The sequence below is a fragment of the Streptomyces sp. NPDC052299 genome (genome assembly GCF_040679335.1).
GTDB lineage: Bacteria > Actinomycetota > Actinomycetes > Streptomycetales > Streptomycetaceae > Streptomyces.
Window position 1 is genome coordinate 247,276 of sequence record NZ_JBFAUP010000010.1, and the last position, 20,993, is coordinate 268,268.

The following is a 20,993-nucleotide window of genomic DNA, read 5'->3' on the forward strand; positions in this document are numbered from 1 at the left end:
GACGACGAGGAAAGGAGTCATCATGCATCTGAGCAGAAGGACCCTTCTCGCCGCGAGCGGCGCCACGGCGTCGGTGGTCCTGACGGCGGGCCCGGCCAGGGCGGCGCGGGCCGCGACGGCCGAGGCCGGCGCCGAGGAGGGACCGATCAACGATTTCGACGCCCTCCTGGAGCGGGCCGCGACCCTCCTCACCGGCGGCGCCTTCGACGCCTCGGACCCCGACTTCGCCGCCGGCGTCGCCGCTCTGGACGCCACGGCGGGCGCCCTGTGGGACGCCTTGGACCGGAGCGCCGGGCGGACCGCCCTGTGGTCCGACCTCTCTCCGCTCACCGACCCGGGCAACTTCGGCCAGAGCTACACCCGGCTGCGCACGCTCGCCGTCGCCTGGTCCACCCCCGGCACCTCGCTCTCCGGAAGCGCGGAGACGGCCGACGCCCTGCTCGGGGCGCTGCGGTTCGCGTACGACACGGCCTACCACCCGTCGGCACGGGAGACGGGCAACTGGTGGTTCTGGGAGATCGGGGCGCCACGGGCGCTGATGGACTGCTGTGTCCTGCTGCGCACCCACCTGCCCGCCGCCGATCTCACGGACTACCTCGCGGTCGTGGACCGGTTCTGCCCCGACGCGGACCGCCGCACCAACTCCCCCACGCTGCCCGAGACCGGCGCCAACCGCACCGACAAGGCGGTGATCGTTGCGCTGCGCGGGCTGCTGGGCAAGGACGCCGACAAGGTGGCGTCCGCCCGCGACGCCCTCTCCGACGTACGCGACTCGGGCCGCAACAGCCTGTTCCGCTACACGACTTCGGGTGACGGCTTCTACGAGGACGGCTCGTTCGTCCAGCACACGGAGGTGGCGTACACCGGCTCCTACGGCACCGTCCTGCTCGGCGGGGCGGCCTGGCTGCTCTCGCTCCTGGCCGGCTCCGCCTGGGCGGTGACCGACCCCAAGGTCTCGGTGATGTACGAGGCCGTGGAGCGGAGCTTCGTCCCGGTGATCTTCGACGGGCTGATGATGGACGCGGTGCGCGGCCGGGCCGTCTCCCGGGAACGGGCGGGCGACCACCGGGACGGGGCGGCGGCCGTCGCCGCGATCCTGCTCCTGGCCACGGGCGCCCCGGCCGAATGGTCGGACCGCTGGCGCCCGCTGGTCAAGGGCTGGCTCACCCGCAACCGCACCACCCCGTTCACCGCACTCGCCACGCTGCCCCAGCTGGCCCTGGCCAAGGCGGTGCTGGCCGACAGCGGGACACGGCCCGCGCCCCGCATCACGGGGAGCTTCGTCTTCGCGGACATGGACCGCGTGGTCCACCGCCGCCCCGGCTGGGCCTGCACCCTGTCGCTCTCCTCGAAGCGCATCTCCGCGTACGAGGCGGGCAACGGCGAGAACCTGCACGGCTGGTACACCGGCGACGGCATGACGTACCTGTACGACGGCGACGACCTCGGACAGTACAACGACGGGTTCTGGCCGACCGTCGACCCGTACCGCCTGCCGGGCACCACGGTGGACACCCGCCCGCGCGTCGACCTGGGCACCGGCGCGGGCACCTCCACCTACCGGCCGCCGAACGCCGTGGCGGGCGGCGCCACGCTGGACGGCCGGTACGCGGCCGCCGCGATGGAGCTGATCGGCGCCCCGGGCAGCAGCCTGCGGGCACTGAAGGCGTGGTTCCTGCTCGACAACACGGTCGTGGCGCTCGGCGCGGGCATCACCTCGGACGGTGGCCACCCGGTCGAGACGGTCATCGAGAACCGCAATCTGGGCGCGGACGGCCGCAACCGGCTGCTCGTGGACGGCGTCCCTCACTCGGCCGCGCCGGGACACAACAGCGCTTCTGGTCAAGCTCGTTGGGCGCACATCGAGGGAGTCGGCGGCTATGTGCTGCCGGACGGAGCCGCCCTGCGCACCCTGCGCGAGGAGCGCACCGGCACCTGGCGGGCCATCGACACGGGCGCGGACACCGGCGGCAGCACCGACCCCGTCACCCGCCGCTACCTCACCCTCTGGCTCGACCACGGCCCCGCCCCCACCGACGCCGGATACGCCTACGCGCTGCTGCCCGGCGCCTCGGCCGCGGCGACCGCCGCCTGGTCGGCGTCCCGGCCGGTGCGCGTCCTCGCCAACAACACCACCGCGCAGGCGGTGGAGGACCGCAGGACCGGTCTGACCGCCGTGCACTTCTGGGCCGCCGGGACGGCCGCGGGCATCACCGCGTCCGGTCCCGCGACGGTCCTGGTGCGGCGGCGCGGCGGGCGGGTGTCCGTGGCGGTCGCCGACCCGGGCCGGACGGGGACCTCCGTCACGATCGGCCTGCCGTTCGCCGTCCGCGAGACGGCCGAGGCGGACGCCACGGTCGAACTCACCCCGGGCCGGATGCCGTTGCTCACGGTCGCCGTCGGCGGCTCCCGGGGCCACACCCACCGCGCCGAACTCGTCCAGTAACCCCGCACACACCAGGAGCACCACCGTCATGTCCGTCGCCCCGCATCTGCACCTGCCGCCCACCGACCGGCTCCTGTCCTCCCGCACCGGCTGGACCCGGGCCCACTGGGAGGCGACGGCCGACCGGATGCTGGACGCGCTGACGCCGTACGCGACACCGGGCTTCGCCCAGTACCGGCTGCCCGGCCGGAACAGCTGGTCCGGTGTCGTGTCGGACGGGCTGGAGGGTTTCGCCCGGTCGTTCCTGCTGGCCGCGTTCCGGATCGCGGGCGCGGGCGGGGCGGTCGACCCCGCCCTCACCGAGCGGTACGCGGCGGGGCTCGCGGCCGGGACCGATCCGGCGAGCGGTGAGGCGTGGCCGCGCCTGACGGACTGCTCACAGCAGCTGGTGGAGGCGGCGTCCGTCGCGATCGCGCTGCACGAGACCCGGCCGTGGATCTGGGACCGGCTCGACGCCCGGGTGCAGGAGCGGATCGCCGACTGGTTCTCCGGCTTCGTCGGCGGGCGCACCTGGGACAACAACTGGCGTCTGTTCCAGGTGGTTTCCGAGCAGTTCCTGGCATCGGTCGGCGCCCCGTACAGCAAGTCCGACATCGAGGGCGGGCTCGACCGGATCGAGGACTGGTACGTCGGCGACGGCTGGTACACCGACGGCAGCGGGCGCAACTTCGACTACTACATCGGCTGGGCCATGCATCTGTACCCGCTGCTGTGGGCGCGGATCGCGGGCCCCGACGGCGACGGCGGCCGGGCTGCCGTCTACCGGGAACGCCTGAGCCGCTTCCTGGAGGACTACCCGGGCTTCTTCGGCGCCGACGGCGCCCCGGTCCACCAAGGTCGCTCGCTGTGCTACCGCTTCGCGGCGCTGGCCCCGGTCTGGATGGGCGCCGTCGCGGACTGCACCCCGCTCGCGCCCGGGCTCACCCGGCGCCTCGCCTCCGGGACGCTGCGCCACTTCGCGGAGCGCGGGGTGCCCGACGAGCGGGGGCTGCTGACGCTCGGCTGGTACGACACGTTCCTGCCGACGACGCAGCCGTACTCCGGTCCGGCGTCGCCGTACTGGGCGAGCAAGGGCTTCCTCGGGCTGCTGCTCCCGGCCGACCACGAGGTGTGGACGGCGCGCGAACTGCCGCTGCCCGTCGAGGAGTCCGACACCTGCACCGCGCTTCCGGCGCCCGGCTGGCTGCTGCACGGCACCCGGCACGACGGCATCGTCCGGCTGGTCAACCACGGCAGCGATCACCATCCGCTCCCGGCGGCGGGCGACACCGACCCGGACGCGGGGGCGGCCGACGACGACCCGCACTACGCGAAGCTCGCCTACTCGACGGCGACCGCCCCGGAGTCCGCGCCGCACGCCTTCGCCCGGAACATCGACAACCACCTGGCGCTGCTGGCCCCGGACGGCACCCCGTCCCGGCGGCGCCGCATCCATCCGGTGCGCTGCGAGGACCGCGTCGCCGCGTCCTGGTCCGCGGCCCGGCTGCCGGGCGACGAGCACGCGTACCGGATCGAGACGACGAGCGTGCTGCACGGGCCGTGGGAGATCCGGGTGCACAGGGTCGAGGCGCCGGAGGGCGCCGTGGTCCGGGAGGGCGGCCACGCCGTCGCGCACCGGACGAGCCCGTTCGCCGCCTCGGGCCCCGGCTGGGCGCTCGCCCGGACCGCCGACGGCCTGTCCAGCGCGGTGGTCGGGCTGTACGGCTGGGACGGCGGGCCCGAGGACGCCGAGGTGGCGCGGGACGTGGAGTCCAACGCGTACGGACCGCACTCGGCCGTCCCGTATCTGCGCAGCGCTCCCCACCCGGGTGGCCGGAGCGTCCATGTCACGCTCGTGGTGCTCTCCCGGGACAGCGTCCACCCCGAGGCGCTGCGCTCGGCCGTACGCGTGCGGGTGGCCGGGGACTCGGTGACGCTGGGCTTCCTGGACGGCCGCACGGTCGAGGTCTGATCAGAAGCCCGGTCCGTGCTCCTCCCTGCGGTCGAGATGGCCGATGAGCTCCTGTGCCAGGGACTTGATGGTGTCGAGCCCCGCCCTTCCCCAGGGGCGGGGCACGGTGTCCACGGCGCAGACGGCGCCCAGGGCGATCCCGGTGCGGTCGATGAGCGGCGCCCCCAGGTAGGAGCGGATGCCTATGTCGTCCACGACGGGGTTGCCCGCGAAGCGCGGGTAGTCGCAGACGTCTTCAAGGACGAGCGCCCTGCGCCGGACGACCACGTGCGGGCAGTAGCCGTGGTCGAGGGCCACGTAACGGCCGTTGCGGCCGCTGCCCGCCGCGGTGGCCCCCAGGTCCGAGCCCTTGCGGGTCCCGGCGGGGGTGTGCAGTCCGGCGTAGAACTGTCGGTTCCCGTCGATGAAGTTGACCATCGAGAACGGAACGTCCGTCACTTCGGCCACCCTGTCGGCGAAGGCGTCGAAGTTGTCGAACGAGGCGTCGTCCCGCTCCCCCAGTCCCAGGCTCCGCAGCCGCCGCGCGCGGGCGGGCGCCTCGCCGTCGACCGGGGTCAGCAGCAGCCGCCCGGCGACGCGCGGGATCACTGCCCGGCCCCGAATCCGGCGTGCCCGGGGAGCGGCACGGCGTCGTCGGTGGCATTGATGAGGTGCTGGACCAGCGTCACCAGCGTGCCGGTGCCGGAGCTGGCGATGCGGGCGTCGCAGAGCACGACCGGCACCTCCGGCGACAGGTCGAGCGCGGCGCGGACCTCCTCGGGGCCGTAGCGGTAGGCGCCGTCGAACTCGTTGACGGCGACGACGAATCCGATGCCGCGCCGCTCGAAGAAGTCGACGGCGGCGAAGCACTCCTCCAGTCTTCGGGTGTCCGCGATCACGACGGCTCCCAGCGCGCCCTGCGAGAGCTCGTCCCACATGAACCAGAAGCGTTCCTGGCCCGGGGTGCCGAACAGGTACAGCACGTGCTGGTCGTCCAGCGTGATGCGGCCGAAGTCCATCGCCACCGTGGTGGAGGTCTTGGACTCGACGCCCTCCAGGCTGTCGGTCCCGGCGCTCGCCTGGGTCAGCAGCTCTTCCGTGCTCAGCGGCGCGATCTCGCTGACGGCGCCGACGAACGTGGTCTTGCCGACGCCGAATCCTCCGGCGACCAGCACCTTCAACGCGACGGGGAAGCCCTCGGGCGCGGCCTGCGGCGGGACGTACTCGGCGGTGGCGGTGTCCTGCCCGTACCCGCCGCCGGAGCCCTCGTCCGCGTAGCCGTAGCCATAGCCGGAGCCGGAGCCGTCCGGGTAGCCGTAGCCGTCAGAGCTGTCGTCGTAAGCCATCGAGCACTGCCTCCAGCAGATGTCGGTCGGTGGGCGTGTCTTGGAAGGCGGGCGCGTGTGCGGTGACGGCGCCGCAGTCGACCAGGTCGGAGAGGAGGACCTTGGTCACGACTGCGGGCAGCCGCAGATGGGCGGCGATCTCGGCCACCGATGTGGGGCCCTCGCACAGTCCCAGGGCCACCGAGTGCTCGGGGCCGAGGTGGGTCTGCGGAACGCTTCCGGTGGCCATCACCAGGGACAGCAGGTCGAGCACGGCCGTGGGACGGGTACGGCCGTTGCTCACCGTGTAGGGGCGGATGAGGCGGCCCGCCGCGTCGTCGAGCAGCGGCCCGTCCTGGGTGACCGCCATGGTCACAGCCCCGCGGTGCCCGGTGTCCCGGCCGTCTGTCTCACCGGTGTCATCAGATAGGGCCGCACGCTCTTCACCAGCATGGTCATCTCGTAGCCGAGGACGGCGGCGTCGGCGTTGCGGCCGGCGAGGACGGCCAGACAGGTGCCCGAGCCGGCGGTGGCGACGAAGAGCAGCGTCGAATCGAGCTCCACGACCACCTGCCGGACCTCTCCGTTGTCCCCGAACCTCGCCCCGGCGCTGCGGCCGAGCGAGTAGAGGCCGGCCGCCAGCGCTGCCATGTGGTCGGCGCTGTCGGCGTCCATGCCGTGGAGGGACTTCACCAGCCCGTCGGCGGAGAGGAGGACCGCGCTCCGGGTGTACGGCACGCGCTGGACCAGGCCGCTCAGCAGCCAGTCGAGGTCCGAGACCTGACCGGACGGCGTATCGGTCGCCATGGGGCATCTACTCCTTGATGGGGTTCGCTGCGAGTGGGTCGTGGTCGCCGGGCTGGGCACCGGCTCCGTGCAGTCGCGCGGGCTGGGCGCCACCCCGGACGGGGAGCGGGCGGGCGGGTGCGCCCAGCTGGGCGGCCGTCGTCATGTGCGTGGCACCGGCCGGCGCCTCGGGGGCGGGTTCCTGCTCGGCCTCGGCGCGGGCCTCGGCGAGGTCGATGCCGCGCCGGAAGGCGGCGACGAGCCCGGGGTCGTGCAGGACGGGTTCGTCCCCGGGCCGGGGCGCGGGGGCCTCCCTGAGCTGCGGGACCAGGTGCTCCTGGTTGGCGCGCCTGGGCAGCAGGGGCCGGTCGGTGGCGGCCTTGGGCGTGGGTCCGTCGGCGGTCGCGGCGGTGGGCGGCGCGTTGTCCGCGGGCCGGTCCGTGCGCTCGGCGCGCATCGGCAGGGGCGGGGCGCCGTCCTGGCCGGCCGGGCCCGGCTGGGCCGGGGTCCGGTGCGGGCCCGGCTGCTGGCTGGGGACGTAGGGCCGGCGCTCCGGCTCGGGGGCGGGCGCCGGTTCGCGCGGGGCGGGGCGCTCCTCCAGGGGCGGCGGGCGGTGCACGGGGCCGGGGGGCGGGACGGGTGCTTCTCCGGCCGCACCGGGGGCGTCCTCGTCGGCGCCGAGCAGGGTCTGCGGGAGCACCAGGACGGCCTGGGTGCCTCCGTAGATGTTGCTCTGGAGCCGGACGGCGATGCCGTGCCGGCGGGCCAGTGAGGCGACCACGAAGAGGCCGATGCGGCCGTCCTGGAGGAGGCGCGCGACGTTGACCTGGTCGGGGTCGGTGAGCAGGGCGTTCATCCGCTTCTGTTCGTCGCCGGGCATGCCGAGTCCGCGGTCCTCGACCTCCAGGGCGAGCCCGGCGGTGACGCGCTGGGCGCGGAGCAGGACCTGGGTGTGCGGGGCGGAGAACACCGTGGCGTTCTCCACGAGTTCGGCGAGGAGGTGGATGACGTCGGCCACGGCGTGCCCGCGCAGGGTGCCGTCGATCGGGGGGACGAGCTTGACCCGGGGGTACTGCTCGACCTCGGCGATCGCCGAGCGCAGCACCTCGGTCATGGTGACCGGGTTGCTCCACTGGCGGCGGGAGACGGCGCCGCCGAGCACGGCGAGGTTCTCGGCGTGGCGGCGGATGCGGGTGGCGAGGTGGTCGACGTGGAAGAGGCCCTTGAGCAGGTCCGGATCCTCGACCTCGTGCTCCAGCTCGTCCAGCAGCTGGATCTCGCGGTGCACCAGCGACTGGAGGCGGCGGGCGAGGTTGACGAAGACCTCGACCTTCTGGTCCTCGCCGGTGGGCTCGGAGAGCCGGGAGGCCTCGACGACGGCGGCCACGGCGGCCTCCTGCTGGCGGCCGAGCTCCTGGGCCAGCAGCTCGAAGGGGTCGCCGCCGGGCGGCTGGTTCTGCGGGGCGCGGCGGGCGGGCACGGGCTCGCCGTCGCGCAGCTTCTCCACGACGCCTTGCAGGTCGGCCTGGTTCTGGGCGCTGATCCGGCGCAGTGCGAGGCAGCGGCCGAAGACCGCGGTGGCGGCGCGGTTGGCGGCCAGGAAGGCGGCGAGGATCGCGGCGAGCGCGAGGGCGGCCGCCGAGCCGAGGGCGATCCAGAGTTCGGTGGACGGCCGAGCGTGGCCCGCGCGGGCGGTGAAGATGACGGCCGCGGCGCCCGCGAGGGCGACGGCGAGGGCCGGCAGCACTGCGGTGCGCAGGAGTTGAGGGCGTATGCGCGCCTCGGGGGTCGGGCGGGCGGCGCGTGGTCTGGCCGCGGCCGAGTGGGAACGGGCGCCCGGTCGGCCGTGCCGCCCGCCCTCTCGTCGATCCGGTCGCGCGTCGGGTGCGCGAAGTTGAGACATCAGCGTCCTCGGTACGTGGGGCCCCAGGCATCTGCGTTCATGTGGTGGCACCTACGGTGGTCGGGCATTCTCGGGTCATCGGCCGGGCAGGCCCGGAGAATATGAGCCCACCGTTGATCACCGGGCACACACGGTAGTCGCCAGAAGTGCGGCCGCGATGGGCAGTTGTGGAACTTGCCCGCCATCCGTCCCGCTCTGGTATGAGCGCTCGTACGGGCGACCGATTCCCGCGGGCCGGTTTCCGGGGTCACCGCCGTTCCCGTACGCGAGTGAGCCCCCTCGACATGGGCCGAGGGGGCTCGTGGGCCGGTGCGCGGAGGCGCTACGCCTTGCGGATCCGGGCGGGCTGGGGCGCCCGGTCGCGGTCCCCGCCGGAGTCCGGCGCGGGGCCGTCCGCCGGTTCGCGGAGCTCCACGTGGACGGGCGGCCAGTTGCCCCAGCCGGGGGCCGGTTCGGCGGCGACGGCGCGCCACCACGGCTCGACGGGCGGCGGATCGGCGGGCTCGAAGGGCTGGCCGGGGCGCGGGGCGGCCATGGTGACGCCCACGGACCGGGTGGCGCGCATCGACCACTCGGCGGGCTCCGCCCACGGGTGCAGCGCGAGGTTGAACGTCCCCCAGTGGATCGGCAGCATGACGCCCGCGCCGGGGTCGTCGCCCTGGAGGTCGAGGTGGGCGCGCACACCCTCGTCGGGGCTCATGTGGATGTCGGGCCAGGCGCCCGGCTCCGGCACGGTGTCCGTGCGGTCCTTGGGCCAGTACTGGCTGTACGCACCGATCTGGATCATGGTCGCGTCGAACGGACCGTGCTCGGCGCCGATGGCCCGGAAGCCGGGGAAGTATCCGGTGTCGCCGCTGTGGTAGATCCGGTGCCCGGGTCCGGCGACGGCCCAGGAGGCCCAGAGGGTGTGCTGCTGGTTGCGCAGGCCGCGTCCGCAGAAGTGGCGGGCGGGGGTGGCGGTGAGGCTGATGCCGGCGACCGTGGTGGTCTCGTTCCAGTCGAGCTCGCGGAGGCGGTCGGGGGCGACGCCCCAGCGTTCCAGGTGTGCGCCGACCCCGAGCGGGACCGCGAAGACCGTGTCCGTACGGGCCAGGGCGCGGATCGTCGGGAGGTCGAGGTGGTCGTAGTGGTCGTGCGAGATCACCACCACGTCGACCGGCCCCAGGGCGCCGAGCGGCACGGGAGCCGGGTGCAGGCGCCGGGGCCCGGCGAACGCGAAGGGGGAACAGCGCTCGCCCCAGACCGGGTCGAACAGCACGCGCCGCCCGTCGATCTCGGCGAGGACGCTGGAGTGCCCCATCCAGGTGATCCGGAGCCCGGAGGCGGGGGGCCGGGCGAGGTCGGCGACGGTCGTCGCGTGCACGGGCACCGGGGCGGCGGGAGCCCGGAGCACCCGTTCCTCCTTGCGGAAGTAGACCCGGGCGAACTCCAGGGTGGAGCCGGAGGGTCTGATCCGCGCGCCCACCGGGTTCTGGAAGACACCGTCGGCGAACTGGGGTGAACGACGGATGCGCTCCATGCGTGCGCCGTCCGGGTCGGCCCCGAAGGCGGCGGGGCGCAGCGCACGCAGCCGGGTGCGGAGCGGAAGCCTGTGGTCAGCGCCGGTCACGGAGGTCTCCTGAGGAGTCGGGGTCGTCCCATTATGGACAAGGGGCACGACAGTGCGAGAGCGGAACAGCCGGGTGGGTGGCATTCCGCACCGACCGCCTTTCCCGCGCCGCCGTCCGTACACGTGCCCGCCTCCCGCGGTACCGGCGCGTTCCGGCCACCGGGGCCGCGCGGCGGCGGAGGCCGCGTTGACAGGGACACCCGGGCTCCCGATACTGACCGACGGTTCAGTAATGCGGCCGGTGACGACGACCCGCCGGTCCCGGCCGCCCGGGACCGTGATCCGCCGCCCGGGACCGCCCGCCACAGTGACCGAGGAGCACTCCCGATGACGACGCCTCCGGTGTCCCCGCCCGCCCCGCTCATCTCGCTGACCTGGACCGATCACGCCACCGGCTGCCGGGGCCACCTCGTGGTGGACCGGCTGGTGCGCGGGGTGTCCAGCGGCGGCCTGCGGATGCGCCCCGGCCTCACGCTGGAGGAGGTGGCAGGTCTGGCCCGGGGCATGACGATGAAGGAGGCCCTGCACTTCGACGCGGACCGGCCGGGGGCCCGCTACATACCGCTGGGCGGCGCCAAGGGCGGCATCGACTGCGACCCGCGCGACCCCGCGGCGTACGGCGTCCTGGTCCGCTACCTGCGGGCGATGCGCCCGTACATCGAGAGCTTCTGGACGACCGGCGAGGACCTGGGCCTCTCGCAGGACCTGGTGGACCGCGCGGCGGCGGAGGCGGGTCTCGTCTCCACCGTGCAGGCCGTCTACCCGCTCCTCGACGACGAGGCCGGGGCCCGGCGCCGGCTGGCCGACGCCTTCGCCCTGGAGGTGGACGGCATCGGCCTGGACGAGCTGGTCGGCGGCTGCGGGGTCGCCGAGGCGGCGCTCGCCGCGCTGGACCGGGACGGGGTCGCCCACGACGGTGCGCGGGTGGCGCTCCAGGGGTTCGGAACCATGGGCGGGGCGACCGCCCGCTTCCTGTCCCGGGCCGGGCTCCGCGTGGTCGCCGTCGCCGACGTCAAGGGCACGATCGCGAACCCGGCCGGGCTCGACGTCGAGGCGCTGCTCGCGGCCCGGGACGCGCACGGCACCGTGGACCGGGGCGCGCTGCGCGCCGGTGACCGGGAGCTCCCGGCCGACGCCTGGCTGGTCCAGGACGCGGAGGTGCTCGTCCCGGCCGCCGTGTCCTACGCCGTGGACGCGGTCAACCAAGCCGGGATCACGGCCCGCTGGGTGGTGGAGGCCGCCAACATGCCGGTGCTGCCGGAGGCCGAGGCGCTGCTCGCGGCGCGCGGGATCACCGTACTGCCCGATGTGGTGGTCAACTCCGGGACCAACGCCTGGTGGTGGTGGACCCTGTTCGGCGACATCGGGGCCGACGCGGAGGAGGCGTTCGCGCACACCCGGCGGGCGATGCGCGCGCTGGTCGGCCTGGTGCTGGCCCGCGCGGCCGAGGACGGCTGCACCCCGCGTGCGGCGGCGCACGCGGTGGCGGCCGACCGGCTGCCGGTGATGGCGGAGCGCTTCGGCTGGTACCGCTGACCGGGGCGGCCCGGCCGGCTGCGGTCCGCCCGACCTGCTCCGGGCGGGCATTGGTTAGGGTGACCGCGTGGCAAGAGTGCGGTTGGGAGTGGCGGAGCGGCGCGAGGAGTTGCTGCGTGCCGCCGTCGAGCAGATCGAGGTGCGCGGTGTCGCGGCCGTGCGGATCGCCGATGTGGCGTCCGTGCTCGGCGTGAGCAACGCGCTCGTGCTCTATCACTTCTCCACGAAGGAGAAGCTGGTCGCGGCCGCCTTCGCGCACGCCGCCGAGAGCGATCTCGCCCATCTGCGGAAGCTGTTGAGCCGTCGCACGACCGCCGTACGCAGGCTGCGCGCGGCCGTCCGCTGGTACGCGCCGACGGGTCAGGCCAAGGGCTGGCGGCTGTGGATCGAGGGCTGGGCCGCCTCCCTCCGCGATCCTGCCCTGCGCAATGTGGCCGGCGACCTCGACCAGCAGTGGAAGGCCGAGCTGGCCGAGGTCATCGAGGAGGGCGCGGCGGCGGGCGAGTTCCACTGCGACGACCCGATGTCCGTGGCCTGGCGGTTGACCGCGCTGCTGGACGGGCTGGCCGTGCAGATGACCTCGTACAACGGTCCGCTGTCGCGGGCCACGATGCTGGAGTGGACCGAGCAGGCGCTCGCCCGTGAACTGGGCATCGACCACGAGGCCCTGACGGCCTGACCGCGCTGCCGCCGCCTCCCCCGGTCAGGTCTGCTGAAGCGGCTCGTACACGTCGGCGTGGAGGCCGAAGGTCCAGGCGACGCCCTCGCGGGCCGTCCTGGTCGCGGGCGGGACCCGCAGCCAGTACGTGCGGTGGGTGCCGTCCGGTTCGGGCGTCGAGTTGACCACCTCGACCATGACGACGTCCTCGTCACCGGCGAGCGCGATCCGCCAGAGGATGCCCGTCTCGTCGCGGTGGACCGGTTCGGCGCCGGACTCGGTGAGATAGCGGTCGTAGCCGTAGTACTCCAGCATCACGCGGCGCAGCTCGGCGTTCTCCTCGGAGCGGATGCGTTCCGGGGTCAGCGCGGCCAGCTCGGTCAGGAACTCGCGGGGCACGGGCATGCCGCGCCAGGCGTACAGCGCGAAGCCGTCCGGGTAGGAGAGCGCCGGTCCGTCGCCCCGGTCGAGGCGGCCGGCCTCGTCGCGGTGCAGGGCCTCCGGACGCTCGCAGATCACGGCGACCCGCTCGTAGGGCCACCACCAGCCCGCGTTCCGCGCCACCGCCGCGAGTCCGTCGAGCCGGTCGCCCCGGCCGTCGAACGCGGCGAGCCACGCCGCGTCGTGCTGTCCGAGGACCGCGTCGAGCAGGACCAGGCGCACCCGGGTCTCGGCTTCGGTGTCCGCACCGGCGAGGTCGGCTGCCACCCCGGCCCGTATCCGCTCGGCGAGGCCCGCGGTGCTTTCCCAGAGCTGGGCACCCGTGGCCGACCAGAGGGCGGACCAGCCGGCCGGGCCCAACGCGTCGTACACCCGGCGCCGTTCCTCCGCCCAGGGGCGGGTACGCACCTCGTCCCGGACCGAGCGCCCCGGGTCGGTCAGCTTGCCGACGGCCTCCACGGCTTCCCTGGGCGAGCCGGCCCAGACGAACTCCTCCGGCTCGGCCAGCCCCGCGCTGCGGTAGGCGAGCCGCACCCCGTCCTCGGCGGCCGCCCGGTCCGCCGCGCCCGTCGCCGCCGCCACGGCCCGCCAAGAGTCCACGTACTGCATCGGTTTCCCCGTCCCCTGCTTCCGCTGTTCCGCTCTGATTCCCTGATCCCGCACCCTGCGGTCCCGCTGTCCCGCGCGCCCGGCCGTCGCTCAGTCGGCGACGATGCGGACCGCCCCCGGCGCGTACTCCCGCTGGCGCACGACGCGGAACCAGCCCTGGGGCAGCGGGATCGTCGCGTGCTCCTCGTGCACCACGCGCCCGCCCTCGGGGAGGTGAAGCAGCATCGGGCCGAACACCCCGCCCTCCCGGATCAGCCGGCCGGGTCCGGGCACCGCGTGCGCGTGTCCGGTGACTTCGCCGAGCGCGAGGACCAGCCGGCCCCGTGCGTCGCGCAGTTCGCCCGCCGCCTCCAGGAGGTGCGCGGGCACCGCCGACTCCTCCAGTGGCACGATCAGTACATCGCCCTGCCGGTACACAGACCTCTCCCCTCCGTGGCGGCACCGGGTGCGCCGGCCACATCGAAAACGCTACGACGGGGGTCTGACAACCGGCCGTCGCGCAGTCCCGGGTGGGGGCGGTCGCGCCGTTGTCAGTGGGTCTTGATAGACCTTGCGGACATCAATCCGCCGCCGTCATCAGGAGCTCAGGGCATGTCCGTGGACCATCTTCACGAGTTGCTCGGCCTTCCGGCCGTCGATTTCCAGTCCGGTACGGAGGGCGGCCCCCGGCCCGCCGCCGACGCCGCCGCCTGGCGGGTGTCCATCGACGCCTACGAGGACGAGGGCACCTGGGAGGAGGAGTTCAACGCCTTCCTGGAGGAGGTCGACCCGGCGGGCGTCCGGGCCCTGATCATCGGGCAGTGGGGCGAGTCGTACGAGGAGAAGTCCTCGTATCCGATCGGTCTCGTCATCGCGGCCGCCGACCGGCTGACGTCGCTCGAAGCGGTGTTCGTCGGGGATCTGACGATGGAGGAGGCGGAGATCTCCTGGATCGAGCAGAGCGATGTCACCGCGCTGCTCGACGCTTTCCCCGCGCTGGTGGAGCTGGGTGTGCGCGGCGGCTCCGAGCTGGTCTTCCCGGCGGCCAAGCACGAGCGGCTGCGGGCGCTGACCATCGAGACGGGCGGGCTGCCGCGCGAGGTGGTGCGCGGTGTCCTGGAGAGCGAGCTGCCCGCGCTGGAGCGGCTGGACCTGTGGCTCGGTGTCTCGGCCTACGGCGGCGACGCCGATGTGCCGGACCTGGCGCCGCTGCTGGCCGGGACGCGCTTCCCGGCCCTGCACCACCTCGGCCTGCGCAACAGCGAGATCCAGAACGAGATCGCGGCCGCGGTGGCCTCGGCCCCGCTGGTGGCACGGCTGAAGACCCTGGACCTGTCCTGCGGCACGCTCGGCGACGAGGGGGCGGCCGCTCTCCTGGAGGGCCAGCCGCTGACCCATCTCGACGTGCTGGACCTGCACCACCACTTCCTCACCGAGCCGATGGAGCGCCGCGTCATCGAGGCGCTGGAGCCGCACGGGGTGCGGGTGGACCTCTCGGAGCGCTGCGAGCCGTGGGACAACCGGGGCCCGGCCGGCCGGTACGTCACGGTCTCGGAGTGACGGCACGATGACCGGCATCGACCACCCCTGCTCCTTCCACGACATGCCCGTCTTCACCCTGCCGGAGCCGGGCGACGAGCGCCCGCTGCCTCCGGCGGAGGCCACGGCCTGGCGGCTGGACTGCGGCTGGGACGGGCTCGATTTCGCCGCCGTGTGGAAACACTTCCTGGAGACGGTCGACCCGGCACGGGTCCGTGCCCTGGTGATCGGCCACTGGTGGCACGGCAATTACAGCTCCCTGGCTCCCGTGGTGGAGCTGATCGCCTCGGACGCGGCCCGGTTCCCCGCCCTGCGCGCTCTGTTCCTCGCCGATGTCGTGAGCGAGGAGTGCGAGGTCTCGTGGCTCCAGATGTGCGACGTCACACCGGTGCTCCGGGCGTTCCCGCTGCTGGAGGAACTGGTGGTGCGGGGCGGTGGCAGCGGGCTGAGCGAGGAGACGCTGGAGCTGCACCCGGTGCGGCACGAGGCGCTGAAGGCCCTGCGCTTCGAGTCCGGTGGTCTGCCCGGCCGTGTGGTGCGCGCGGTCGGCGCCTCGGAACTGCCCGCGCTGGAGCGGCTGGAGCTGTGGTTCGGCTCCCAGTGGTACGGGGGCGACGCGACGGTGGCGGACATGGCTCCGCTGCTGTCCGGGGGCGGTCTCCCCCGGCTGCGTCATCTCGGGCTCCAGAACAGCGAGATCCAGGACGAGATCGCCGTGGCGGTCGCCTCCGCCCCGGTGGTCGCACAGCTGGAGTTCCTGGCGCTGTCGATGGGCACGCTCAGCGACGCGGGGGGCCTGGCCCTCCTCGAAGGACAGCCGCTGACCCATCTGAGCGGCCTCGACCTGCACCACCACTACCTCGGCGACGAGGTGATGGAGCGCTTCAGGGAGCTGTCCGAGCGCGACGACGTCCACGTCGACCTGGCGGAGGCGGACGACTGGGACCCGGAGGACGAGGACGATTCCCGTTATGTCGCCGTCAGCGAGTAACGGCCCGCCGCGGCTCGCGGTCGTCGGCAATCCGGGCAGCCGCCGCGTCTCGCTCTTCCAGGACGCGGTGGCCGCCGCCGGCCTGCCCGAGGCGCGTACGGTCCCGTGGGTGGACGTGCTGCGGGGCGGCGGGGCGGGCTTCCTGGCCGGCGAGACCGTGCGCATCGAGTCGCCCGGCGAGGACGCGGAGGTGGACCGGCTGCTGCGCGGGGCCGACGAGCCGACGCGGGTGGAGGGCTCGGCCCTCTGGTACGCGCGGTTCACGGCCGCCGTACGCGAGGTGGCGCGGGCCGCCCGGGAGGCCGGCGCGCACCTGCTGGACGCCCCGGCCGACATCGCGGTGCTCTTCGACAAGCGGCTGTGCCACGGGGTGCTGGACGCGGCCGGGGTGCCCGTCCCCGCGTCCCCGACCTCCGGCCCGGCCGGGGCGCCCGTGCGCGGCTGGGACGATGTGCGGGACCTGATGGCCGCCCACCGCACGCCCCGGGTGTTCGTGAAGCCCGCGCACGGCTCGTCCGCCTCCGGCGTGCTGGCGGTGGAGACGGCGGGCGGGGGCAGGATCCGGGCGGCGACCTCCGTCGAGCGGGACCCGGCCGGCCGGCTCTACAACTCGCTGCGGGTCCGCCGCTGCACGACGGAGCGCGAGATCGCGGCGGTGGTCGACGCGCTGGCGCCCGACGGGCTGCACATCGAACGCTGGCTGCCCAAGGCCACCCTGCGCGGCCGGGCCGCCGACCTGCGCGTCGTCGTGGTCGCCGGCCGGGCCACCCACGCCGTGGTGCGCACCAGCGCGTCGCCGATGACCAATCTGCACCTGGGCGGGGCGCGCGGCGACCTGGCGGAGGTGCGGGCGGCCGTCGAGGCGGCGGGCGGCAGCTGGGGCGAGGCGCTGGCGATCTGCGAGCGGGCCGCCGCCGCCTTCCCGGACACCCTGTGCGTCGGCGTCGACCTGCTGCCCCTGGCCGGCTGGCGGCGCTTCGCCGTCGGCGAGGTCAACGCCTTCGGGGACCTGCTGCCCAGGCTCACCGGCCTGCCCGGCAGCAGCGCCGAGGGCCTGGACACCTACGCGGCGCAGATCGCCGCCGTACTGGAACGAGCAAGGAACGACCGTGTCAGCACAACCCCCTGAGCACGTCCCGGCCCCCTGCGGCCCCGATATGAGCGAGGTCGTGGGCAGCCACGACCTGCTGTTCGTCACCCTGGACACGCTGCGGTACGACGTCGCGGCCGAGCTGGCCGCGGCCGGGCGCATCCCGAACCTGGCCCGTCATCTGCCGGGCGGAGCCTGGGAGAAGCGGCACGCCCCGGGCAGCTTCACCTACGCCTCCCACCAGGCGATGTTCGCGGGGTTCCTGCCCACCCCGGCCGCGCCCGGGCCGCACCCCCGGCTGTTCGCCGCCCGGTTCGCCGGCAGCGAGACCACGGCGGAGCGCACCTTCGTGTTCGACACCCCGGACCTGGTGTCGGGGCTCGCGAAGGAGGGGTACCGCACGGTGTGCGTCGGCGGGGTGGGCTTCTTCAACCTGAGCGGGCCGCTGGGCTCGGTGCTCCCCGGGATGTTCCAGGAGGCGCACTGGGAGCCGGAGTTCGGCGTTGCCTCGCCGACCTCGTTCGAGGCGCAGGTGGCCCGCGCCGAGGAGGTGGTCGCCGCCCTGCCGCCCGAGCAGCGGCTGTTCCTCTTCGTCAACGTCTCCGCGCTGCACCAGCCGAACTGGTTCCACAGCCCCGGGGCGACCCGCGACGCCGGTGACAGCCGGGCGACGCACGCCGCCGCCCTGGAGTACGTGGACGCCCACATCGGCCGGCTCTTCGCCGCCGCGAGCAGCCGCCGCCGCACCTTCGCCGTCGTCTGCTCCGACCACGGCACGGCCTACGGCGACGACGGCTACACCGGTCACCGGCTCGGCCACGAGTCCGTCTGGACCGTCCCGTACGCACACTTCTTCCTCGAACCGGGGGCCGTCCGATGACCGTGCCGCACACCGTCCGCCCGTACGAGAGCTATGTGTACGCCTATCCGCACAAGACGGCGTACCGCCCGCTCGCCGGGCAGCCCGGCGGACGTCCGGCGCTGGACGAGCTGTGGGCGGGGGAACGCAGGGACGCGCTCTCGCTCTACATGCACATCCCGTTCTGCGAGGTCCGCTGCGGCTTCTGCAACCTCTTCACCCGGATCGGCGCGCCCGACGAACTGACCTCGCGCTATCTCGACGCGCTGGACCGGCAGGCGAGCGCCGTGCGGGACGCGCTGGGCGACGCGGAGCCGGTACGGTTCGCGGCGGCGGCGTTCGGCGGCGGCACGCCCACGTTCCTGACGGCGGGCGAGCTGGAGCGGCTGTGCGACATCGCGGAGAAGCGGATGGGCGCCGATCTGCGGTCCGTCCCGCTGTCCGTGGAGACGTCCCCGTCGACCGCGACCGCCGACCGGCTCGCCGTGCTCGCCGAGCGGGGCGCGACCCGGATCAGCATCGGGGTGCAGTCCTTCGTCGAGGCCGAGGCGCGCGCGGCGGTCCGCCCGCAGCACGCCGCCGACGTGGAGCGTGCCCTCGGCCTCATCCGGGACACCTCCGTACCGGTGCTCAACATCGATCTGATCTACGGCATAGACGGCCAGACCGAGCGCACCTGGCGCACCTCCCTGGACGCGGCGCTGCGCTGGCGGCCGGAGGAGCTGTACCTCTACCCGCTGTACGTACGCCCGCTGACCGCCCTCGGCCGGCGCTCCCCCGGCGAGGCCGACGCGGCCTGGGACGAGCAGCGCCTGCGGCTGTACCGGGCCGGCCGCGACCACCTCCTGGCCCACGGCTACGAGCAGGTGTCGATGCGGATGTTCCGCCGCGCCGACGCCCCGCGCGTGGAGGGCCCGGACGACTACGCGTGCCAGACGGACGGCATGATCGGCCTGGGCTGCGGCGCCCGCTCCTACACCTCGCGGCTGCACTACTCCTTCGACTACGCGGTCCGGATGAGCGAGGTGCGGGGCATCATCGACGCCTACACGGCCACCGAGGACTTCTCCCGCGCCGAGGTCGGGCGGTACACCGACGGGGACGAGGCGCGCCGCCGGCATCTGCTCCAGTCGGTGCTCCAGGCGCAGGGCATGGCCGTGGACGACTATCGCGAGCGGTTCGGCAGCTCGCCGTACGAGGACTTCCCGGAGGAGCTGGCCCGGTTCGAGGCCCGGGGCTGGCTCGACACGGGTGCGCCGGGGCTGCTGCGGCTGTCGCCGGAGGGGCTGGCGTACTCCGACGCGCTGGGCCCGGAGCTCTTCTCCCCCGCCGTGCGGGCCGCCATGGCCGCGTACGAGCTGAAGTGAGTGCCCCGTGGACCTGACGATTCTCTACCGGGGCCCGCTCGCCTCGTGCGACTACGACTGCCCGTACTGCCCGTTCGCCAAGCGGCGCGACAGCGGGGAGCAGCTGCGGGCGGACCGGGCTGCGCTCGAACGCTTCACCGCGTGGGTGGCGGCGCAGACCGGTGACCGGATCTCGGTGCTGTTCACGCCGTGGGGCGAGGGGCTGGTGCGCTCCTGGTACCGCAGGGCGATCGTGGAGCTGGCGGGCCTCCCGCACGTGCGCCGGGTGGCGATCCAGACGAACCTGAGCGGGCGTACGCGGTGGCTGGCCGAGGCTCCGGAGGCGGCCAGGGAACGGATCGCGCTCTGGTGCACGTACCACCCGGGGCAGACGCCGTACGAGCGTTTCCTCGGCCGGTGCGCGGAGCTGAGGGACCTCGGGGTCCGGCACAGCGTCGGCGTCGTGGGGTTCGACGCCCATCTCGGGGAGGCACGGCGGCTGCGCGCGGCGCTCCCCGACGAGGTCTACCTCTGGGTCAATGCCGCCGAGGGGCACACCTACACGGACGAGGAGGCGGAGCGGTGGACGGCGATCGACCCGCTCTTCCCGTACAGCCGCCACCCGCACCGCTCGGCGGGGCTGCCCTGCCGGACCGGTGAATCGGTGATCTCGGTGGACGGGGAGGGGACGGTGCGCCGCTGCCATTTCGTCCGGGCGGAGCTGGGCAATCTGTACGACGGGAGCTACCGGCGGGCGCTGGGGCCGCGGGCCTGCCCGCTCGCCGTCTGCGACTGCCACATCGGCTATGTGCACCTGGAGACGCTGCCGCTGTACGACGTCTTCGCGGGCGGGGTCCTGGAGCGGGTTCCGGCGGCGCTGCCGCTGTCCCCGGTCGCCGCGACGCGGTCGCGGGGCGACTGAGGACAGCGGAAGGGCCGGTCAGAGCGGCAGCAGATCCGGCCGCTTCGGCTCGACGTGGTCCCCGGAGGACTCGCCGCGCAGCCGCCGCCCGATCCACGGGACCAGGTACTCGCGCGCCCAGTGGATGTCGTCGCGGCGGATCTCCAGCGTGCCGCGCGGCGGCTGCGGCGGCCACGGCTGGTCCGGGTCGGCCGGCACGTCGAGGCCGAGGACCTGGGCGGCGCGGAGCGCGACCCGGGTGTGCCCCTCGGGCGACAGGTGGAGCCGGTCGCCGTCCCAGGCGCGCCGGTCCTGCACCGAGCGCAGCGACCACAGGTCGAGGACCGGGCAGTCGTAGCGGTCGGCGATGGCCCGGACGTGGGCGGTGTAGGTGGCGATCTTGCCGCGCAGATGGCGCAGCACGGGAACGCCCCGGGTGTCGAAGCCGGTGGTGACCATGACGGTGCCGACCGACCGCGTGAGGTCGGCGACCGCCCGCTCGAAGCGTTCGGCCACGTCGTCCGGGTCGGTGCCCGGCCGGATGATGTCGTTGCCGCCGGCGCAGAAGCTCACCAGATCGGGGGCGAGTTCCTTGGCGCGGGGCACCTGCTCCTCGACTATCTGGTCGAGGAGGCGTCCTCGTACGGCGAGATTGGCGTACCGGAAGTCCCCGTGCGCGGAAACGGGTGAGACCTGGGTCCCGGTCGCCGGGCCGGGCTCCGGGAGCCGGTCCGCGAGGAGTACCGCGAGCCGGTCGGCCCAGCCGACGAACGTGCCGTCCGGGCCGGGGTCGCCGACTCCCTCGGTGAAGCTGTCGCCAATCGCCGCGTACGACCCGATGGCGCCCTGTCGGTCGTTGGCGCCCTGTTGGAGGTTGTTCGAATCGTCTGCCACAACCGCATATCCTGCACCCCGGAATGTGACCTACGCGACCGTAATAAGGGGTTGACGGGTGGTGAGATAAACCACCCGGTCAGTTTTCGGTAAAGGGGGAATAAGCAGAGGGACGACGCACCGCCGTGCGCCGTCCCTCCGCGCCGTTCGG

At 74.0% G+C, this 20,993-nt stretch carries 19 protein-coding genes; 10 read left to right on the forward strand and 9 right to left on the reverse strand.

Going from position 1 to position 20,993, the window contains the following annotated elements:
• The first annotated feature begins 22 nt into the window (after nt 1–22).
• Complete coding sequence (locus AB0L33_RS19475; protein WP_365682964.1) at nt 23–2,446, forward strand: polysaccharide lyase 8 family protein; 2,424 nt, start codon at nt 23–25, stop codon at nt 2,444–2,446.
• 28 nt (nt 2,447–2,474) lie between these two features.
• Nucleotides 2,475–4,397 (forward strand): DUF2264 domain-containing protein, encoded by a 1,923-nt coding sequence (locus AB0L33_RS19480; protein ID WP_365682966.1) that lies wholly within the window; start codon nt 2,475–2,477, stop codon nt 4,395–4,397.
• On the opposite strand, the gene AB0L33_RS19485 is transcribed toward AB0L33_RS19480, so the two are convergent.
• The 6 genes from AB0L33_RS19485 to AB0L33_RS19510 form a co-directional block, all read right to left on the reverse strand.
• The gene (locus AB0L33_RS19485) at nt 4,398–4,985 is read right to left on the reverse strand and encodes a GAF domain-containing protein (protein WP_365682968.1); all 588 of its coding nucleotides are present in this window, start codon (nt 4,983–4,985) and stop codon (nt 4,398–4,400) included.
• Nucleotides 4,982–5,722, reverse strand: coding sequence for an ATP/GTP-binding protein (locus AB0L33_RS19490; protein WP_365682970.1), 741 nt, complete (start codon nt 5,720–5,722; stop codon nt 4,982–4,984). Before AB0L33_RS19490 ends, AB0L33_RS19485 begins: the two co-directional genes overlap by 4 nt.
• Entirely contained in the window at nt 5,700–6,071 is a 372-nt protein-coding gene (locus AB0L33_RS19495; protein ID WP_164403317.1) for a DUF742 domain-containing protein, read from the reverse strand. The genes AB0L33_RS19490 and AB0L33_RS19495 overlap by 23 nt, the downstream gene beginning before the upstream one ends.
• A gap of 2 nt (nt 6,072–6,073) precedes the next feature.
• Nucleotides 6,074–6,508, reverse strand: coding sequence for a roadblock/LC7 domain-containing protein (locus AB0L33_RS19500; protein WP_073965658.1), 435 nt, complete (start codon nt 6,506–6,508; stop codon nt 6,074–6,076).
• Nucleotides 6,509–6,515: 7 nt separating this feature from the next.
• The gene (locus tag AB0L33_RS19505; RefSeq protein WP_365682972.1) at nt 6,516–8,390 is read right to left on the reverse strand and encodes an ATP-binding protein; all 1,875 of its coding nucleotides are present in this window, start codon (nt 8,388–8,390) and stop codon (nt 6,516–6,518) included.
• A gap of 322 nt (nt 8,391–8,712) precedes the next feature.
• Complete coding sequence (locus tag AB0L33_RS19510; protein ID WP_365682974.1) at nt 8,713–9,999, reverse strand: MBL fold metallo-hydrolase; 1,287 nt, start codon at nt 9,997–9,999, stop codon at nt 8,713–8,715.
• A gap of 327 nt (nt 10,000–10,326) precedes the next feature.
• On the opposite strand from AB0L33_RS19510, the gene AB0L33_RS19515 reads away from it, so the two are divergent.
• Together AB0L33_RS19515 and AB0L33_RS19520 are read left to right on the forward strand one after the other, a co-directional pair.
• Nucleotides 10,327–11,535 (forward strand): Glu/Leu/Phe/Val dehydrogenase dimerization domain-containing protein, encoded by a 1,209-nt coding sequence (locus AB0L33_RS19515; RefSeq protein WP_365682976.1) that lies wholly within the window; start codon nt 10,327–10,329, stop codon nt 11,533–11,535.
• Nucleotides 11,536–11,623: 88 nt separating this feature from the next.
• A complete protein-coding gene (locus tag AB0L33_RS19520; RefSeq protein WP_073965664.1) occupies nt 11,624–12,214 on the forward strand; it encodes a TetR/AcrR family transcriptional regulator in 591 nt (196 codons plus the stop codon).
• Between the two features lie 24 nt (nt 12,215–12,238).
• On the opposite strand, the gene AB0L33_RS19525 is transcribed toward AB0L33_RS19520, so the two are convergent.
• Both AB0L33_RS19525 and AB0L33_RS19530 read right to left on the reverse strand, forming a co-directional pair.
• Complete coding sequence (locus tag AB0L33_RS19525) at nt 12,239–13,243, reverse strand: DUF6745 domain-containing protein (protein ID WP_365682978.1); 1,005 nt, start codon at nt 13,241–13,243, stop codon at nt 12,239–12,241.
• A 90-nt stretch (nt 13,244–13,333) separates the two neighbouring features.
• A complete protein-coding gene (locus tag AB0L33_RS19530) occupies nt 13,334–13,660 on the reverse strand; it encodes a hypothetical protein (protein WP_018100127.1) in 327 nt (108 codons plus the stop codon).
• Between the two features lie 174 nt (nt 13,661–13,834).
• Between AB0L33_RS19530 and AB0L33_RS19535 the strand changes: the two genes are divergently transcribed.
• Genes AB0L33_RS19535 through AB0L33_RS19560 form a run of 6 tightly spaced genes read left to right on the forward strand, consistent with a single transcriptional unit; the run spans nt 13,835 to nt 19,969 of the window.
• On the forward strand, nt 13,835–14,782 hold the full coding sequence (locus AB0L33_RS19535) for an STM4015 family protein (RefSeq protein ID WP_365682980.1): 948 nt from the start codon (nt 13,835–13,837) through the stop codon (nt 14,780–14,782).
• 7 nt (nt 14,783–14,789) lie between these two features.
• Nucleotides 14,790–15,752 (forward strand): STM4015 family protein, encoded by a 963-nt coding sequence (locus AB0L33_RS19540; RefSeq protein WP_365682982.1) that lies wholly within the window; start codon nt 14,790–14,792, stop codon nt 15,750–15,752.
• On the forward strand, nt 15,733–16,881 hold the full coding sequence (locus AB0L33_RS19545; protein ID WP_365682983.1) for an STM4014 family protein: 1,149 nt from the start codon (nt 15,733–15,735) through the stop codon (nt 16,879–16,881). Before AB0L33_RS19540 ends, AB0L33_RS19545 begins: the two co-directional genes overlap by 20 nt.
• Nucleotides 16,882–16,909: 28 nt before the next feature.
• On the forward strand, nt 16,910–17,722 hold the full coding sequence (locus AB0L33_RS19550; RefSeq protein WP_365683064.1) for an STM4013/SEN3800 family hydrolase: 813 nt from the start codon (nt 16,910–16,912) through the stop codon (nt 17,720–17,722).
• Nucleotides 17,719–19,068, forward strand: a complete 1,350-nt coding sequence (locus AB0L33_RS19555) for an STM4012 family radical SAM protein (protein ID WP_365682985.1) — start codon at nt 17,719–17,721, stop codon at nt 19,066–19,068. Before AB0L33_RS19550 ends, AB0L33_RS19555 begins: the two co-directional genes overlap by 4 nt.
• A 7-nt stretch (nt 19,069–19,075) precedes the next feature.
• Entirely contained in the window at nt 19,076–19,969 is an 894-nt protein-coding gene (locus AB0L33_RS19560; protein WP_365682987.1) for an STM4011 family radical SAM protein, read from the forward strand.
• 18 nt (nt 19,970–19,987) lie between these two features.
• Here AB0L33_RS19560 and AB0L33_RS19565 read toward each other — a convergent pair whose 3' ends face one another.
• Entirely contained in the window at nt 19,988–20,842 is an 855-nt protein-coding gene (locus tag AB0L33_RS19565; RefSeq protein ID WP_365682989.1) for an SGNH/GDSL hydrolase family protein, read from the reverse strand.
• Nucleotides 20,843–20,993 lie beyond the last annotated feature (151 nt).